This is a genomic window from Corallococcus sp. EGB (assembly GCF_019968905.1).
Classification (GTDB): Bacteria; Myxococcota; Myxococcia; order Myxococcales; family Myxococcaceae; genus Corallococcus.
This window is the reverse complement of the sequence record NZ_CP079946.1, coordinates 5,881,916-5,899,259: the sequence shown is the minus strand read 5'-3', so window position 1 is coordinate 5,899,259 and position 17,344 is coordinate 5,881,916. Positions and strand designations below refer to the sequence as shown.

The window sequence follows — 17,344 nt, the reverse complement described above, 5'->3', positions numbered from 1 at the left end:
CGGGTCTCAAGGCGTCCCAGCCTCGGACGGGTCGGTCTTCTTGCGGCGCTTGGGGCGCACGGCCTCGGGAGCCGAGGAGGCCGGAGCCTCCGAAGGGGCCTCGGCTGGCGCGGTCTCCACGGCCGGAGCCGCGTTCTTCGGAGGACGGCCCCGCCGGGAGGGACGCGCCGCGACAGGCGTCTCCGGGGCGACGGGTCCCGAAGCAGCCGGAGCCGCTTCCGTGTCACCGCCGTCCGAAGCATCGGCCTCGGAGCTGGCTGCCTCCGGTGACGGGGCGGCTTCGGTATCGGAACCCTCCTCCACGACGTCCTCGACCGCCGACGTGTCGGCGGTCACTTCGTCGCCATGAGCCTCCGCCCCCTCGAACGTGTCCTCCACGCCCGGGTCGCCCTCTTCACCAAAGAGGTCCGAAGCCCCGTCCTCGGCGGAGAGCGCGAGCGACTTGCCCGCGCGCTTCCGGGGCTTGAGGGTGAGGCCCGCGGCCTCGAAGACCCCGGGGACAGGGACGAGCGCGGCCTCCGCGAGCAGCCGTCCCTGCCGCAGCGCCACATCCAACCGCCGTCCCAGCGACACCAGGGCTTCGCGCAGGGCGGCCTCCTGATCCGGCGGCAGCGGGGTGGGGGACAGGCTCGCGGTCCACGCGGCGAACATCGCGGCGACCTGATCCACGACGGGGCGGACCATGGCGAAGTCATCGCGGGAGAAGATGCGCGTGACGTAGGCGCTCTTGAGCCGCCGCTCGTACGACGTGGCGTACTCGTTGACCATCTCCACGGGCGCCCGGCGCAGCTGCGGGAACTTGAGGTGGGGGAAGAGGGCCTCGATGACGGGGGCGCGGCTGCTGGCGGTGAAGGTGATGCCGGCGTGCAGCTTCTCCAGTGCATCCACCCAGCGGCCCTGCTGGTCGAACGAGAACTCCTCGCGGGCCTCGTCGAGCTCCGGCAGGTCCTTCACCTGCTCCAGCAGGCCACCCGCGGGCTCCCGGGCCTCGCGCAGGCGCTCCAGCGCGGAGGCCAGCCACTGCTTCTCGGCCTCCAGCCCCGGCCTGCCGACAATCATCTCCTCCGCCGTGGCGAGCCGGGCCTCGAAGGCCTCGGCGAAGCGGATCAGCTCATAGGATTCGAGCGTGGACGACATGCGTGGATGACTCCTCGGAGGGGCGGCGGAGATACCACACCTTCACCGGCCGACGAGCAGGGCCTCCATGGCGCCGGGGGCGGTGAGGTCCGCGAAGGCCCACTCGGCCCCGGCGTCGCGCAGCGCCTGGGGCGTGAAGTTGCCCGTGCCCACGCCAATCGTCTCCGCGCCAATGCCCTTGGCGGCCGCGACGTCCTTGGGCGTGTCGCCGATGATCACCACCCGGCACGCCTCCAGCGGATGGCCCAGCTGCGCCGCCCCGGCCTGCGCGCCGTGCCGGATGAGGGCCACGCGGTCCTCGAAGTCGCAGCCGAAGCCGCCGAAGGCGAACTGGTCATGGATGTCCACGCGGTCCAGCTTCACCTTGGCCCCCGCGCGCACGTTGCCGGTGCCCAGGCCCACCGCGAAGCCCGACCGTGAGCGAGCCTCCATCACGGCCTCGCGCATGCCCGGGTGAAGCCGGTACTCACGGGCATCGACCTTGGGGACCTCCAGGCCCAGGTGGGCGACGTACGCATCGATGACCGCGCTGATGGCGTCCTCGGTGTCGGCCTGTCCGATGATGCCCAGGCCCTTGCGGACGATGGCCCGGTCCGTCATCCCGGACATGCTGAAGCCGTCGCAAGCGTCGCGCCGCTGGTGCAGCTGTTCGAAGGCCAGGCCCATGGCGCGGCGACCGGCACCGCCGGTGGTGACGAGGGTGCCATCAATGTCGAAGAGGAGGACGGTGGGGCGCATGGCCTCCCATCTAACGGAACGTCCCGCCCGACGCGAGCCCCGAGCAGTCCACCCGGGCACCCGTCCCCACCATGCCCGGCGTCCGGCTCAGGGCTCCGCCAGCGTGAGTCCCTGCTGGAGCGCCTCCCGCACCTGGGGTACCTCCTCCAGGGGAAGCCGTTCCTCCAGCACCTCGCGCACCTGCTGTCCGCCCAGCCGGCCAAGCGCCTGGGCCACGGCCTCGCGGATCCGCAGATCCTGATCCTCCAGCCGGGCCCGCAGCGTCGTCACGGCCTCGAATCCCAGGCGCTGGCCCAGCGCGGCGGCCGCCTGCGAGCGGACGTCCGAAGGCCGGTGCGGATCCTCCAGCATCGCCTGGAGCGTCTGTCCCGCCTCGGGAGACTCCACGCGAGCCAACGCCGTCACGGCCCCCATCCGCTGCGCATCGGGGACGCTCGTATCCTCGGCGAGTGCCGCGAGCACGGGCACGACCTCCGGCCCCAGCTTGCGCCACGCCGCCTCGGAAGCGACGGCCGGTTGGGAGAGCAGTTGCAGGGTCTCCGCGCGCAGCGGCCCGGGAACGACCGCGGCCGGGGGAACGGAGGCCGTGGCCGCGACCCGCGCGCGGACCGGAGCCGCCTCGGACGGGGGCGCCGCGCCCGCGAGCACGGCGAGGCCGGCCAGCGCCACCCATCGCGAGGGCGCGGAATGGAAGGGGACCGGCGAGGGACGAACACCGCGGGGGCGGAAAAGCTGGCTCGGCATGCGGGGCTCCCGGTGGGGAAGGGGAGTCCCGTTATACGACGGCTGCCGGTCCGGACTCGATGACGCTAAGGTCGGTCCATCATGGCCGGACGCGTCTTCTTCTTCCTCCAGCACGCCACGTACGAGCCCGCCTATCAGGCGGCCTCCATGGGTATCACCGCCGCCGCGATGGGCGACGACGTCTACTTCGTCTTCGCCTTCGAGGCCCTGCGCCAGCTGGTCCGCGGCGGCTTCGGCCTGGCGCACAGCGAGCGCGAGCGAACCGAAGCAGCCCGGGCTGAAGGGCTCAATGTCCCCACGCCGGCCCGAATGTTGGAGGAGGCCCGCGCCCTGGGCGCGAAGCTCGTGGCTTGCGACACCACGGTGCGCATCTGCGGCTTCTCGCCCCAGGAACTTCACGGCACCCTGGACGAGGTCATGGGCCTGGCCTCCATCTGGAGGCTGACCGAAGGCGCGCGCGTCCTCACGCTCTGAGCGGGATGCCCGAGCCGTTTCCTTCCCTCTGGAAGGAGGGGGATGTCCGACAGCGGAACCGGACTTGCCCCCGCGGATCGACTGACGTTGCAACTTGGCAGCACTACCTGAATGAAACCCGCATGCCTCGCGACGCTGTAGCCTCGGTGGGCGTCCACGCGTTACGCTGGGGCATTCGCAGTCCGTCGTTCCCCCCTGGAAGGAAACCCTCAAAGCCTATGCGCGCCAAGTCGACCCCCCTGAGCGCACTGCTGGCCGGCACCCTCGGTGTCGCTGTCATGGCCGGCTGTCAGACCTATGACTTCGAGCCGGTGGATCCGCTCGCGATCGCCCAGACGACGAAGGAGACGGTGATCACCGCCCGCAAGAGCAAGCCGGACGTGATGCTCCTCGTGGACACCTCTGGCTCCATGACCCATCCGGTCAACGGGCAGCTGCCGGCCTGCACGATCACGGTGGACGGCAGCCAGATCGAGTGTGGCGAGAAGTATCCCTGCGACACGACAAAGTGCCCCACGCGTTGGTCGGAGCTCCAGGGCGCCATGGGTCCGTTCCTCAGCGAGAGCGGCAAGCTGGTCCGCTTCGGTCTGACCACCTACCCGGCGCCCCTGCCTCCGCTGCCCCCGGGACAATCGGCGACCGTAGCCCAGCTGTGCATGGCGGCTGCCGCTGACAACCAGAGCGTCCGCGCGGAGATCCCCTTCGACCTGGATTCAGATCTGGATCTCCAGTCCTACGCGAGCCTGGTCAACGACAAGCTCCAGGGTATCCCAAACGGTGGCGACAACCGTCCCCAGGGTGGTACGCCGACGAGCGCGAGCTTGGAGTTCGTGGGCACGAAGATGAAGGTCGACTCCAAGGATCGCGACCAGATCATCATCCTGCTGACCGACGGTCTGCCCAACTGCAACGACAAGAACAAGATCGACGGCAGCAGCGCCGAGTGCCGCTGCACGCTCGAAACACTGAGCCAGTGCACGACGCCGCAGAGCCCGTATTACCGCCGCGGCTGCCTCGACAAGAACGCCTCCGTGGCGGCAGTGGAGGCGCTCAAGACGAACAAGATCTCCACCATCGTCATCGGGTTCGGCGCGGAGACGTCATCGGGTGACGGCCCCAGCGTCCTCAACGAGATGGCGCGCGCGGGTGGCTACGCACGTGACTGCAAGGCCAACATCGACTGCGGCGCGGGAGACACCTGCGACTTCGCCACCGGCACGTGCAACCGTGCCTTCTACCAGGCGGGCAACCGAGAGGAACTGGCGGCGGCCCTGAAGTCGATCAGCGAGGCGATCCAGCCGGGCGAGCCGTGCTTCACCCAGCTCGAACCGAGCCAGCTGCCCTCCGATGAGAAGCTCATCGTCGTCTACATCGACGGCGAGCGCACGCTCGCGGGCCCCGACACCTGGTCGCTGGACCTGTCGAACCCTGACAGGCTGGGCGTGCGGTTCACGGGCAGTTCCTGCGCGAAGCTGGAGGCGTCGCGCCCGGAAGATCCCGTCAAGGTCGAAGTGCGCGCCATCCGCCAGCTCTAGGCGGCAGGCAGGCGGAGGTGGCTTTACGCGGGAGGGGGCGGGGATTATAGGGTCCTCGCCGAGCCGGTCGCCTCCGCCATGAAAATCACTGTCCTCTCGCGCTCCGCATCCATCTCGTCCACGCGGCGGATCGTCGAGGCAGGGCGAGCGAGGGGACACCGGGTCCGCGTGCTCAACCCGCTCCGGGTGCAGATGCATCTGGACGGGGGCAGCCAGGCGACCCTCTTCTACGACCGCAAGAAGCTCACGCCCACCGACGTCGTCATCCCGCGCATCGCCCTGTCCATCAGCACCTACGGGCTCGCGGTGGTGAACCAGTTCGGCCTGGCGCGCGTCCCCCTGGTGAACCACGCCCAGGCCATCGCGCAGTCGCGCAACAAGATGCGCGCGCTCCAGCTCCTGTCCGCCCACGGCATCGACATCCCCGCCACGGTGATGGCCCGGGACGCCGCCCACCTCAAGGAGATGGTCGGGCTCGTGGGCGGAGTCCCCGTGCTGGTGAAGCTCCTCCAGGGCCAGGAGAAGCACGGCGTGATGGTCTGCGAAAGCCTCCAGTCGCTGGAGGCCGCGCTCGAGGCGGTGCTCGGCCTGGGGCACAACCTCGTCATGCAGGAGTACGTGCGGAGCACCGGCCAGGACGTGCGCGTCCTCGTGGTGGGCGGCGAGGCCATCGCCGGGGTGCTGCGCAAGCCGCGTCCCGGCCGTCTCTCGCACACGCTCAACCGGGGCGCCCGGCTGGAGGCCCTGCCGCTGTCCCCCAGCCATCGCGACATGGCGGAGAAGGTCGCCCGGCTCGTGGGCCTGGAGGTGGCCGCGGTGGACATCCTGGACGTCCAGGGGCACCCCAAGGTCTTCGAGGTGAACAGCTCGCCCGCGCTCCTGGAGATGGAGGCCGCGACGGGGATGGACCTGGCCACGCCCATCATCCAGCGGGCGGAGGCCCTCGTCGCCGGCGCCGCCCCCGTCTGGACCGCCGCCCTGGAGACGCCCCAGTCCCTGCCTCCGCCACCGGGGCGCAAGGGCACCGTGAAGGTGAGCGCGCCGCGGAGTTAGAAGAGAAAGCGCTCCCCGAGCGTCCGAAGCCCCGGTATACGAACGCCGCCTTCCTGGAGACACCCATGCCCAGCTCCCGCCGCCTCACGACCCTGGCCCCCCTGCTGCTGACGCTCGTCGGCGCGCCGGTGCTGGCCCAGGACGTGGACCCCGCCACCCTCTACGAAGTCACCACCGAGGGGACGTCGACGCAGGTGAAGGCGGGAGGGCAGGGCACGTTCATGCTCGCCATCAAGTCGAAGCCCGGCGCCCACGTCTCCGACGAAGCCCCGCTGAAGCTGGAGCTGAAGGGCACGCAGCTGACGCCCGCCCAGAAGACGCTGACGCGTGACCAGTCCGTGGCGAAGAAGGCCGCCGGCCAGCAGTTCGTGGATCCGCGCTTCGAGGTCCCCTTCACCGCGATGTCCGCCGGCAAGGGCACGCTGGACGCCACGCTGACCTTCTTCATCTGCACGGAGAAGATCTGCGCCCGTCAGAAGAAGTCCTTCTCGCTGCCCGTGGAGGTCCAGTAGTCCCCATGCGCGAGCGCTCCTCGAAGCCTTCTGGGGGTGAACGCGGCGGCCACGAAGCCCCGCGTTACGTCCATGGTGTCAACCCCGTGCTGGAAGCCCTGCGTGCCCACCCCGACGCGGTGGAGCGCCTCTTCATCGTCGACGGGCAGGTCGGCGCCAAGGCCGCGGGCGAGCTGCTCAGCCGCGCGCGCGACGCGGGCGTCCGGGTGGAGAAGGTCGGCCGCGAGCGGCTGGCCGCGATGGCGGATGGCGGCGTGCACCAGGGCGTGGTCGCCGAGCTGCGCGGCTTCCAGTACGTCGAGCTGGAGGACGTGCTCGACGCCGCGAAGGCCAAGGGGCAGCCCGCGCTCGTCGTCGTGCTGGACGGCATCCAGGATCCGCACAACCTGGGCGCCATCATCCGCTCGGCCCACGCGCTCGGGGCCCACGGCGTCGTCTTCGCCAAGGACCGGGCCGTGCAGGTGACGGGCACGGTGGCCAAGGCCTCCGCGGGCGCCGTCGAGTACTGCCCCATCGCGCGCGTCACCAACATCTCCCGCGCCCTGGAGGAGCTGAAGGAAGCGGGCCTCTGGGTCGCGGCCGCGGACGTGGAGGGCTCCGAGCCCCTGTGGAGCGCCCGTCTGGACGGGCCCCTGGCGCTGGTGGTGGGCGCCGAGGGGGCGGGCGTGAGGGAGGGCGTCCTCAAGCACTGCGACTTCCGCCTCCGGATTCCCATGGGAGGTCAGGTCGGTTCATTGAATGCGTCGGTTTCCGCCGCGATTCTGCTATACGAAGTCGCACGTCAGCGGGGCCGTCCTTCCCGCTGAAACCCCGGATCAATCTCCTTGACTTGGAGAGTGGGGGCTTCTAAAAGGTCGCGCCTCTCAAGTCGCTGCCGGGTGGTTGACGGTCCGCCCGGGATGAGGTAGGGCGGGGCAGTTGCTGGATGGATGCCGGTGTAGCTCAGTCGGTAGAGCAACTGATTTGTAATCAGTAGGTCGCGGGTTCAAATCCCGCCGCCGGCCAGGTAGGACGGGCCGCGGATAAGGGCCCGGGACGCAGCAAGATGGTGTAGAGAGCAGCGCGCAGGACCACAAGCGAATATCTGGAGAGATGCCCGAGCGGCCAAAGGGAGCAGACTGTAAATCTGCCGGCTCTACGCCTACGGTGGTTCGAATCCACCTCTCTCCACTCGGCAATGCGGGAATAGCTCAGTTGGTAGAGCGTCAGCCTTCCAAGCTGAATGTCGTGGGTTCGAATCCCATTTCCCGCTCCAACCGTTGTAGTGCATCGCCAAGCCCTGATAGCTCAGTTGGCAGAGCGCATCCTTGGTAAGGATGAGGTCACCAGTTCAATCCTGGTTCAGGGCTCCATTTTTCGAGGAGTGTCATGTCCAAGGAAAAGTTCGATCGCAGCCTGCCCCACGTGAACATCGGAACGATTGGGCACGTGGACCACGGCAAGACGTCGCTGACGGCGGCCATCACGAAGGTGCTGGCGAAGACGGGCGGCGCCACGTTCCTGGCGTACGACCAGATTGACAAGGCGCCGGAAGAGCGCGAGCGCGGCATCACCATCTCCACGGCGCACGTGGAGTACAAGACGAAGAACCGGCACTACGCGCACGTCGACTGCCCGGGGCACGCCGACTACGTGAAGAACATGATTACGGGCGCGGCGCAGATGGACGGCGCCATCCTGGTGGTGTCGGCGGCGGACGGCCCGATGCCGCAGACGCGCGAGCACATCCTGCTGGCGCGGCAGGTGGGCGTGCCCTACATCGTGGTCTTCCTGAACAAGGTGGACCTGCTGGACGACCCCGAGCTGCGCGAGCTCGTGGAGATGGAGGTGCGCGACCTGCTGAAGAAGTACGAGTTCCCGGGCGACACCATCCCCATCGTCCCCGGCTCCGCGGTGAAGGCGCTGGAGGGTGACACCAGCGACATCGGCGAGCCGGCCATCCTGAAGCTGATGGAGGCGGTGGACAGCTACATCCCGACGCCGCAGCGCGCGACGGACAAGCCCTTCCTGATGCCGGTGGAAGACGTCTTCTCCATCGCCGGCCGCGGGACGGTGGCGACGGGCCGCGTGGAGCGTGGCGTCATCAAGGTGGGCGAGGAAGTGGAGGTCGTCGGTCTGCGCGCGACGCAGAAGACGGTGGTGACGGGCGTGGAGATGTTCCGCAAGCTGCTGGACGAGGGCCGGGCGGGCGACAACATCGGCGCGCTGGTGCGTGGCCTCAAGCGCGAGGACATGGAGCGCGGCCAGGTGCTGGCGAAGCCGGGGAGCATCACGCCGCACACGAAGTTCAAGGCGCAGATTTACGTGCTGTCGAAGGAAGAGGGCGGCCGCCACACCCCGTTCTTCAAGGGGTACCGTCCGCAGTTCTACTTCCGCACCACGGACGTGACGGGCACGGTGAAGCTGCCGGACAACGTCGAGATGGTCATGCCGGGCGACAACATCGCCATCGAGGTGGAGCTCATCACCCCGGTCGCGATGGAGAAGGAGCTCCGGTTCGCCGTCCGCGAGGGTGGCCGTACGGTGGGCGCCGGCGTCGTTGCGGAGATCATCGCCTGATCGGCCTCCCGCCGACCAGCTACCACGGGCACTGAGTTGCGGAGGGGAGGGCTGCTTCTGTAGCCTTCCCTTCTCGCATCTGGTGAGATAAGCCATGCCGAAGGGTAATCGTTCCATCATCTCGCTCGAGTGCACCACGTGCAAGGAGCGGAACTACACGACCACGAAGAACAAGCGGAAGAGCCAGGACAAGCTCGAGCTGAGCAAGTTCTGTCCTCGTTGCCGCAAGCACACGGACCACAAAGAAGGCAAGGTCTAGGTCGTCTGGTTCATTGAAGGTTTAGGCCAGTAGCTCCAACGGTAGAGCAGCGGTCTCCAAATCCGCGTGTTGGGGGTTCGAATCCCTCCTGGCCTGCCAGCTTCAGTACAGGGACCCCCGGTACCGAGCGGTGCCGGGGGTCCCTGTATTTTCGCAGTCCCGCTTCCGCAGTCCCTCGTGAGGCACCATGGCGACGGCATCTGAGGCCAGCCAGCAGGCTAACCGCTCGGGCATCGACCCCAAGCGGCTCGTGGTCATCTTCTATCTCGTCGCGGGCATCGTCCTGGCCCTCTTCCTGGAGCACGTCTTCGGGTTGCTCTGGAGCCGGTTCGGATGGAGCGACGTCGAACTCTTCGAGGGGCTCGGCTGGCGCGTGTCGACGCTGGTGGGCTACGTGGCCGCCCTGGTCCTGGTGCTGGCGTCCTACTTCCACCCTCGCACGCACGCTCTCTCCATCGACGTGGCGTCCGAGCTGATGAAGGTCACCTGGCCTACCTGGTCGGAGACCCGCGCGTCGACCATGGCCGTGGTCGTCGCCTCGCTGGTGGCGGCCGTTCTGCTCTTCTGCATCGACACCGTCGCGTACAACTTGATGGTGGAGTGGCTGCCTGCCCTGTGGGGGAAGCTGTAATGGCGAAGAAATGGTTCACGGTCCAGACCTACTCGAACTACGAGAACCAGGCGAAGAAGAACCTGGAAGAGCAGGTGCGCCTCAAGGGCCTGCAGGACCAGGATCTGATCGGTGAGATCCTCATCCCCATGGAGCAGGTCGTGGAGATGGTGAACGGCGAGAAGAAGACCACCCGCCGCAAGCTCTTCCCCGGCTACATCTTCGTCCAGATGGAGCTCAACGACATCACCGTCCACCTGGTGAAGAACACCTCCAAGGTGACGGGGTTCCCGGGCGTGGGGCAGAACGAGCAGCCCCGGCCCATGTCGGACCGCGAGGTCGAGCGCCTCACCGCGCAGGTCACCGAGGGCGCGCACAAGGCCAAGCCCAAGGTCCAGTTCGAGACCAGCGACACGGTGCGCGTCATCGACGGCCCGTTCGCCAACTTCAATGGCACCGTGGAAGAGGTCAACCCGGAGAAGGGCCGCGTGCGCGTGCTCGTCAGCATCTTCGGTCGTGCGACCCCCGTGGAGCTCGACTTCATGCAGGTGGAAAAGACCACCGGCTAGTTTCAACAGTCTTCCGCGCCCGGGTGACGGGCGTGGAATCACGGGTGGGAGGGTCGCCCCGTCTGGCGATCCGTCGGAACCACCCCCTCGAAAGGCAGCAGTCCGCCGATGAAGAAGGTCACAGGTCAGGTCAAGTTGCAGATCCCCGCCGGCAAGGCGAACCCCGCCCCGCCGATCGGCCCCGCGCTCGGTCAGCAGGGCGTGAACATCATGGAGTTCTGCAAGCAGTTCAACGCCAAGACGCAGGCGGAGGCCAAGGAGGGTCTGATCATCCCGGTGATCATCACCGTGTATCAGGACCGCTCCTTCACCTTCATCCTGAAGACCCCTCCCGCCGCCATCCTCATCAAGAAGGCCGCGGGTCTCCACACGGAGAAGAAGAAGGGTTCGGGCGCGAAGAAGCCGGGCAAGGAGAAGGTGGGGCAGATCTCCCGCAAGCAGCTCGAGGAGATCGCCAAGAAGAAGATCCAGGACACCACCGCCGCGTCCATCGAAGCCTGCATGAACACCATTGCTGGCACCGCGCGCTCCATGGGCATCGACGTCGTCGGCTAGCCCGCCCTCATTCTCAAGGATTCCTGCAATGGCTAACTCCGGAAAGAAGTTCCGCGCGTCCAACGAGCTGGTGGACCGCAACAAGCGCTACGCCGTCGCCGAGGGCTTCGCGCTGCTGAAGAAGACCGTTGAGGCCCGCGCGACGAAGTACGACCAGACGGTCGACGTCGCCATCAACCTGGGCGTGGACCCGAAGCACGCGGACCAGATGGTCCGTGGCGCCGTGGTGCTCCCGCACGGCACCGGCGCCACCGTGCGCGTGGCCGTGTTCGCCAAGGGCGAGCGCGCCACCGAGGCCGCCAACGCCGGCGCCGACATCGTGGGCGCGGAGGACCTCCAGAAGCGCATCGAGGAGGGCTTCCTCGACTTCGACACCGTCATCGCGACGCCGGACATGATGGGTATCGTCGGCCGCCTCGGTAAGGTGCTCGGTCCCCGCGGCCTCATGCCGAACCCGAAGGTCGGCACGGTGACCATGGACGTGGCCAAGGCCATCCGTGACTCCAAGGGCGGTAAGGTGGACTTCCGCGCGGAGAAGGCGGGCATCGTCCACGCCAAGATGGGCAAGGCCTCCTTCGCCGCGGACAAGCTCGAGGCGAACTTCAACGCGCTGGTGGACCTGGTGATGAAGCTCAAGCCGGCCACCGCCAAGGGCGTGTACCTGAAGGGCATCGCCATCTCGACGACCATGGGGCCGGGCATCAAGCTCGACACCCAGGAAATCCTGGCGCGTCACCGCTAGTCGCGGGTGTCAGGACGGGCAGGGAAGGGTGCGCTCCCTGACGGGGAGCGTCAGTCCTGTCGCCCGCAGAACATTGGTCCGATAGAAAGTGCTGGATCTTTGCGAAAGCCGGGGGTATAGGCCCCCGGCTTTTGCAATTGGAGCGCCATGTCGTGAGACGCGGCGTTCCGACCTGGTTCATGACAGCAGGGACCTGGATTGGGGAAGACGCGTCCGTTGGGAACCGGGCAACCGGTCGGGCCGTCCATCCACTCCTGGTTCAAACGGCCGCAAGGTCAGCCCTGCCGAGACTGGAGGTGCGGTGTGGTGCCTCTCGGAGGCTCCTCTCTCGCTCTGCCACTTTGGCCCAGGCATCACGCCCGACCGTCAGGTCGGGCCATGAAGGAGGTGAGTCAAGGTGCTGAAGAGCGAGAAGGAAGAGATGATCAAGGACCTTCACGAGAAGTTCACGCGGACCAAGACCGCGGTGCTCGTGGAGTCGTCCAAGGTGAACGTCGAGACCGTCACTCGGCTCCGTCGCAAGTTCCGCGAGGGCAAGGTCGAGTACAAGGTCATCAAGAACACGCTGGCGCGCCGTGCCGCTCAGGGTACGTCCGTCTCCGTGATCTCGGATGACTTCACCGGTCCCGTGGCCCTCTGCATCAGCTACGACGACGAGGTGGCTCCTGCGAAGATCCTGATGGATTTCATCAAGGACATGGAGACCATCAAGGTCCGTAGCGCCGTCGTCGCCGGTAACAAGGTCGACGCCAACGGCGTGAAGGCGCTGGCGAAGCTGCCGGGCCTGAACGAGCTGCGCGGGCAGTTGCTCGGCATGCTCAACCAGCCTGCAGGCAAGCTGGTCCGGACCATCGCGGCCCCCGCGTCGAGCCTCGCGCGCGTCATCCAGGCGCACGCGGACAAGTCGCAGGGGTAGTAATCGTCCCGAGAAGTTTTTCTACCGCAACCTCTTCGGCCGAGCCACCCAAATGGGTCGCCGGCCGTTAGTCAACCAGAAGGAACAGTTCCATGGCCGATTTGAACGCGATTGCTGAAGAACTCTCGAAGCTCACTGTCCTCGAGGCGGGCGAGCTCGTGAAGCTGCTGGAGAACAAGTGGGGCGTGTCCGCCGCCGCCGTGGCCGTTGCCGCGGGCGGTGGTGGTGGTGCTGCCGCCGCCGCTCCGGTTGAGGAGAAGACGGAGTTCAACGTGGTGCTGGCGAACGCCGGCGCCAACAAGATCAACGTCATCAAGGAGATCCGCGCCATCACCGGCCTGGGCCTGAAGGAGGCCAAGGACCTGGTCGAGGGCGCGCCCAAGACGGTCAAGGAAGGCGTCAACAAGGACGACGCCAAGAAGATCAAGGACCAGCTCACCGCGGCTGGCGCCACCGTCGAGATCAAGTAGTTCTGTACAGGGGCTGCCCTGTTCTTCCGGGAAATCCCGGGTAGCCGCCTGATCGGATGAGCAGGCCGGCGCTCCCTATGCTGGGGCGCCGGCTTTGCCCATTTGACATTTGCCAAATTTCCCGGCGCCGCCGCGCGTTACTGAAGTTTGCCCCGCCCGAGCAGCCGTCCCCGGAGACCGAATGCCGACGCAGATCCAGAACAATTTCCGCGTGCGGAAGACCTTCGCGAAAATCGCGAAGATCATCGACATTCCCAATCTCATCAACATCCAGAAGCAATCCTACGAGAAGTTCCTCCAGGCCGACATCGCCCCGGAGAAGCGTGAGGACCTTGGCCTTCAGGGTGTCTTCAAGTCCGTCTTCCCGATCCGGGACTTCAACGAGACCTCCTCGCTGGAGTTTGTCAGCTACCACCTGGAGAAGCCGAAGTACGACGTCGATGAGTGCCACCAGCGCGGAATGACCTACTCGGCGCCCATCAAGGTCGTCGTGCGCCTGGTCGTCTGGGACAAGGACGAGGAGACCGGCGCCCAGTCCATCCGCGACGTGAAGGAGCAGGAGGTCTACTTCGGCGAAATCCCGCTGATGACCCAGAACGGTACGTTCATCATCAACGGCACCGAGCGCGTCGTGGTGAGCCAGCTGCACCGCAGCCCGGGTGCGTTCTTCGACCACGACAAGGGCAAGAGCCACTCGTCTGGCAAGCTGCTCTACAACGCCCGCATCATCCCGTACCGCGGCTCGTGGATCGACTTCGAGTTCGACCACAAGGACCTGCTGTACGTGCGCATCGACCGGCGCCGCAAGCTGCCGGCCACCGTGCTCATCCGCGCCCTGGGCGCCGTCGGTGACACGGCGAAGAAGAACCCGCTCGACTTCAAGGGTTCCACCGAGGAAATCCTCAACTACTACTACGCCACCGAGACCATCTACCTGCAGAGCGCCGCGGACTTCGAGAAGTCCGTCGAACTGGAGCTCCTGCCGGGTCAGCGCGCCACGCGCGACATCAAGACCAAGTCCGGTGAGCTGATCGTCAAGAAGAACCGCAAGTTCACGCGCGCCGCCATCAAGAAGCTCGAGGCGGCGAAGATGACCAAGCTGCCCATCGACGCGGACGAGCTTTTCACCAAGGTGTCCGCCTACGACGTGGTGGACGAGAACACCGGTGAGGTCATCCTCGAGTGCAACGAGGAGGTCTCCCAGGAGAAGGTGGACGAGCTCCTCAAGCGCGACATCAAGGAGTTCAAGGTCCTCTTCATCGACAACCTCAACGTGGGTCCGTACCTGCGTGAGACGTTGATGCTCGACAAGATCGAGTCGCCCGAGCAGGCCATCATGGAGATCTACCGGCGTCTGCGCCCGGGCGATCCCCCGACGCCGGAGACGGCGACGAACCTGTTCAGCAACCTGTTCTTCAACCCGGAGCGCTACGACCTGTCCAAGGTCGGCCGCCTCAAGCTGAACTTCAAGTTCAACCTCGAGGAGCCCCTGGACGGTCAGATCCTGACCAAGCGCGACATCCTGGAGGTCATCCGCTACCTGATCGACCTGAAGAACGGCAAGGGCACGATCGACGACATCGACCACCTGGGCAACCGCCGCGTGCGCGCGGTGGGTGAGCTCCTGGAGAACCAGTACCGCATCGGTCTGGTCCGCATGGAGCGCGCCATCAAGGAGCGCATGAGCCTCCAGGAGATCGAGACGCTCATGCCGCACGACCTGATCAACGCCAAGCCGGTGACGGCGGTGATCAAGGAGTTCTTCGGGTCCAGCCAGCTGTCGCAGTTCATGGACCAGACGAACCCGCTCTCCGAGGTCACGCACAAGCGTCGTCTGTCCGCGCTCGGGCCGGGCGGCCTCACGCGTGAGCGCGCGGGCTTCGAAGTCCGCGACGTGCACCCGACGCACTACGGCCGCATCTGCCCCATCGAGACGCCGGAAGGCCCGAACATCGGCCTCATCGCGTCGCTGTCGACCTACGCGCGCGTCAACGAGTTCGGCTTCGTGGAGACGCCGTACCGCAAGGTGGACGCGGGCAGCGTGACGTCCGACGTGGCGTTCTACTCGGCGCTGGAGGAGGAGAAGCACACCATCGCCCAGGCCAACGCGGAGACGGACAAGAAGGGCAAGTTCCTCAACGCGCTGGTGCAGAGCCGCCGCAGCGGCGAGTTCGTCCAGGTCAAGGCCGAGGACGTGGACCTGATGGACGTGTCCCCGAACCAGCTGGTGTCGGTGGCCGCCTCCCTCATCCCGTTCCTGGAGAACGACGACGCGAACCGCGCGCTCATGGGCTCCAACATGCAGCGCCAGGCCGTTCCGCTGCTGCGCACCGCGGCCCCGCTCGTGGGCACGGGCATCGAGGCCATCGTCGCGCGCGACTCGGGCGTGACGTGCGTGGCCCGTCGTGACGGCATCGTGGAGTCGGTGGACGCCAGCCGCATCGTGGTGAAGGCGGACGCCAACGCGGCCCTGAGCGACGTGTCCAGCGAGGTGGACATCTACAACCTGCTCAAGTACCAGCGCTCCAACCAGAACACGTGCCTCAACCAGAAGCCCATCGTGCGCAAGGGCGACCGGGTGAAGAAGGGCGACGTGATCGCGGACGGTCCGGCCACCGAGACCGGTGAGCTGGCGCTGGGGCAGAACGTGGTCGTCGCGTTCATGCCGTGGCAGGGCTACAACTTCGAAGACTCCATCCTGCTCAGCGAGCGCATCCTCAAGGAGGACGTCTTCACGTCCATCCACATCGAGGAGTTCGAGTGCATCGCGCGCGACACCAAGCTGGGCAAGGAGGAGATCACCCGCGACATCCCGAACGTGGGTGAGGAAGCCCTCAAGGACCTGGACGAGAGCGGCATCATCCGCATCGGCGCCGAGGTGAAGCCCGGCGACGTGCTGGTGGGCAAGATCACCCCGAAGGGCGAGACCCAGCTCTCCCCCGAAGAGAAGCTGCTGCGCGCCATCTTCGGTGAGAAGGCCGGCGACGTGCGCGACAGCTCCCTGCGCGTGCCCCCGGGCGTGGTCGGCACCGTCATCAACGCCAAGGTGTTCAGCCGCAAGGGCGTGGAGAAGGACGAGCGCGCCAAGCAGATCGAGTCCATGGAGGAGGCGAAGCTCCTCAAGGACCAGAACGACGAGATCAAGGTCCTCCAGGACTCCGCGTACAGCCGCATCCGCGGGCTGGTCCGCGGCAAGGAGGTCCAGGGCAAGCTCGTGGACGACAAGGGGAAGATCCTCCTGAAGAAGGGGGACCTCCTCAACGACGAGCTGCTGGCCACGGTGCCCTACAAGTACTGGGGCGAGATCTCCGTCGGGGATCCGCTGGACGCGCGCCTGCGCGACATCCTGCGCAACCTGGAGGAGACGAAGGAGGCCGTGAAGCTGGCCTTCGGCGAGAAGATCGCCCGCATCAAGAAGGGCGACGAGCTTCCCCCGGGCGTCATCAAGATGGTGAAGGTGTACGTCGCCATCAAGCGCAAGCTCGCGGTGGGCGACAAGATGGCCGGCCGCCACGGCAACAAGGGCGTCGTGTCCCGCGTCCTCCCCGAGGAGGACATGCCGTACCTGGAGGACGGGCGTCCGGTGGACATCGTCCTCAACCCGCTCGGCGTTCCGTCCCGCATGAACATCGGGCAGATCCTCGAGGTCCACCTCGGTTGGGCCGCGAAGGGCGTGGGCGAGCAGATCCAGCGCTACATCGACGAGAACTTCAGCGGCGAGCAGCTCAAGAAGCAGCTGAAGACCGTGTACGACGACAAGGCGTTCGGTGAGTTCGTGGACGGCCTGTCCGACCCCGAGGTCCAGGACCTCTGCCGCCGCCTGAAGAAGGGCATCCACGTCGCGACGCCGGTGTTCGACGGCGCCCGCGAGTCGGAGATCCACAACCTCTTCGACGAGGGCCGGCTGCCGCGCTCCGGCCAGATGGTGCTCTTCGACGGCCGCACGGGTGAGCCGTTCGACCAGAACGTCACCGTGGGCGTGATGTACATGCTCAAGCTGCACCACCTGGTGGACGAGAAGATCCACGCGCGTTCCATCGGGCCCTACTCGCTCGTCACGCAGCAGCCCCTGGGCGGCAAGGCCCAGTTCGGCGGTCAGCGTCTGGGCGAGATGGAAGTCTGGGCGATGGAGGCCTACGGCGCGGCGTACACGCTGCAGGAGTTCCTCACGGTCAAGTCGGACGACGTGGTGGGCCGCACGCGCATGTACGAGGCGATCGTCAAGGGCGACAACGTCCTCGAGAGCGGCCTGCCCGAGTCGTTCAACGTGCTCCTCAAGGAGCTCCAGTCGCTGGCCCTGGACGTGGAGCTGCTGGAGAGCGCGCCCCCGGAGCGTCAGCGCAGCTTCGGCGGCGACTTCCTGGGCGGCGGCGACGGCGAGGACCGGAAGTCGGGGACCGAGGCCTAGGCCTTTTCAAAGAAGCCGGTGCGCCCGCCTGACCGGCCGGCTGCTTCCTCGTGGGGGGAGCGG

Annotated in this window: 17 protein-coding genes and 5 tRNA genes; 19 read left to right on the top strand and 3 right to left on the bottom strand. The window is 66.9% G+C overall.

Annotation, left to right across the window (positions count from 1 at the left end):
* Positions 1-6 precede the first annotated feature (6 nt).
* The 3 genes from KYK13_RS24240 to KYK13_RS24230 form a co-directional block, all read right to left on the bottom strand.
* Positions 7-1,137, bottom strand: a complete 1,131-nt coding sequence (locus KYK13_RS24240; RefSeq protein WP_223633884.1) for a hypothetical protein — start codon at positions 1,135-1,137, stop codon at positions 7-9.
* A gap of 42 nt (positions 1,138-1,179) precedes the next feature.
* On the bottom strand, positions 1,180-1,875 hold the full coding sequence (locus KYK13_RS24235; protein WP_223633881.1) for an HAD family hydrolase: 696 nt from the start codon (positions 1,873-1,875) through the stop codon (positions 1,180-1,182).
* A gap of 87 nt (positions 1,876-1,962) precedes the next feature.
* Positions 1,963-2,619, bottom strand: coding sequence for a HEAT repeat domain-containing protein (locus KYK13_RS24230; protein WP_223633878.1), 657 nt, complete (start codon positions 2,617-2,619; stop codon positions 1,963-1,965).
* A gap of 81 nt (positions 2,620-2,700) precedes the next feature.
* Here KYK13_RS24230 and KYK13_RS24225 point away from each other — a divergent pair, with 81 nt between their 5' ends.
* From KYK13_RS24225 to rpoB, 19 genes are all read left to right on the top strand, one after another.
* Complete coding sequence (locus tag KYK13_RS24225; RefSeq protein ID WP_223633876.1) at positions 2,701-3,093, top strand: DsrE family protein; 393 nt, start codon at positions 2,701-2,703, stop codon at positions 3,091-3,093.
* Between the two features lie 278 nt (positions 3,094-3,371).
* Complete coding sequence (gene cglB / locus KYK13_RS24220; protein WP_255653986.1) at positions 3,372-4,628, top strand: adventurous gliding motility lipoprotein CglB; 1,257 nt, start codon at positions 3,372-3,374, stop codon at positions 4,626-4,628.
* A gap of 78 nt (positions 4,629-4,706) precedes the next feature.
* Entirely contained in the window at positions 4,707-5,681 is a 975-nt protein-coding gene (locus KYK13_RS24215; RefSeq protein WP_223633872.1) for a RimK family alpha-L-glutamate ligase, read from the top strand.
* A 65-nt stretch (positions 5,682-5,746) separates the two neighbouring features.
* Positions 5,747-6,193, top strand: coding sequence for a hypothetical protein (locus tag KYK13_RS24210; RefSeq protein WP_223633870.1), 447 nt, complete (start codon positions 5,747-5,749; stop codon positions 6,191-6,193).
* Between the two features lie 5 nt (positions 6,194-6,198).
* On the top strand, positions 6,199-6,999 hold the full coding sequence (rlmB, locus tag KYK13_RS24205) for a 23S rRNA (guanosine(2251)-2'-O)-methyltransferase RlmB (protein WP_223633868.1): 801 nt from the start codon (positions 6,199-6,201) through the stop codon (positions 6,997-6,999).
* A gap of 125 nt (positions 7,000-7,124) precedes the next feature.
* Positions 7,125-7,197, top strand: a tRNA-Thr gene (locus KYK13_RS24200).
* 82 nt (positions 7,198-7,279) lie between these two features.
* Positions 7,280-7,363, top strand: a tRNA-Tyr gene (locus KYK13_RS24195).
* Between the two features lie 9 nt (positions 7,364-7,372).
* Positions 7,373-7,448 (top strand) — tRNA-Gly (locus KYK13_RS24190).
* Between the two features lie 21 nt (positions 7,449-7,469).
* A tRNA-Thr gene (locus KYK13_RS24185) sits at positions 7,470-7,545 on the top strand.
* Between the two features lie 16 nt (positions 7,546-7,561).
* Positions 7,562-8,752, top strand: coding sequence for an elongation factor Tu (gene tuf / locus KYK13_RS24180; protein ID WP_143901324.1), 1,191 nt, complete (start codon positions 7,562-7,564; stop codon positions 8,750-8,752).
* A gap of 94 nt (positions 8,753-8,846) precedes the next feature.
* Positions 8,847-9,011, top strand: a complete 165-nt coding sequence (gene rpmG / locus KYK13_RS24175) for a 50S ribosomal protein L33 (protein ID WP_002617522.1) — start codon at positions 8,847-8,849, stop codon at positions 9,009-9,011.
* 23 nt (positions 9,012-9,034) lie between these two features.
* Positions 9,035-9,110, top strand: a tRNA-Trp gene (locus tag KYK13_RS24170).
* An 88-nt stretch (positions 9,111-9,198) separates the two neighbouring features.
* Entirely contained in the window at positions 9,199-9,642 is a 444-nt protein-coding gene (gene secE / locus KYK13_RS24165) for a preprotein translocase subunit SecE (RefSeq protein WP_223633867.1), read from the top strand.
* A complete protein-coding gene (nusG, locus tag KYK13_RS24160) occupies positions 9,642-10,190 on the top strand; it encodes a transcription termination/antitermination protein NusG (protein ID WP_120526763.1) in 549 nt (182 codons plus the stop codon). The genes secE and nusG overlap by 1 nt, the downstream gene beginning before the upstream one ends.
* Positions 10,191-10,298: 108 nt before the next feature.
* Positions 10,299-10,745: a 50S ribosomal protein L11 gene (rplK, locus tag KYK13_RS24155; RefSeq protein ID WP_120549811.1), complete on the top strand. Its 447-nt coding sequence runs from the start codon at positions 10,299-10,301 to the stop codon at positions 10,743-10,745.
* Between the two features lie 28 nt (positions 10,746-10,773).
* On the top strand, positions 10,774-11,487 hold the full coding sequence (gene rplA / locus KYK13_RS24150) for a 50S ribosomal protein L1 (RefSeq protein WP_223633865.1): 714 nt from the start codon (positions 10,774-10,776) through the stop codon (positions 11,485-11,487).
* A 397-nt stretch (positions 11,488-11,884) separates the two neighbouring features.
* Complete coding sequence (rplJ, locus tag KYK13_RS24145; RefSeq protein WP_223633863.1) at positions 11,885-12,403, top strand: 50S ribosomal protein L10; 519 nt, start codon at positions 11,885-11,887, stop codon at positions 12,401-12,403.
* A 92-nt stretch (positions 12,404-12,495) separates the two neighbouring features.
* Positions 12,496-12,873, top strand: coding sequence for a 50S ribosomal protein L7/L12 (gene rplL / locus KYK13_RS24140; RefSeq protein WP_223633861.1), 378 nt, complete (start codon positions 12,496-12,498; stop codon positions 12,871-12,873).
* A gap of 181 nt (positions 12,874-13,054) precedes the next feature.
* Positions 13,055-17,281, top strand: a complete 4,227-nt coding sequence (gene rpoB, locus KYK13_RS24135; protein WP_223633858.1) for a DNA-directed RNA polymerase subunit beta — start codon at positions 13,055-13,057, stop codon at positions 17,279-17,281.
* Positions 17,282-17,344 lie beyond the last annotated feature (63 nt).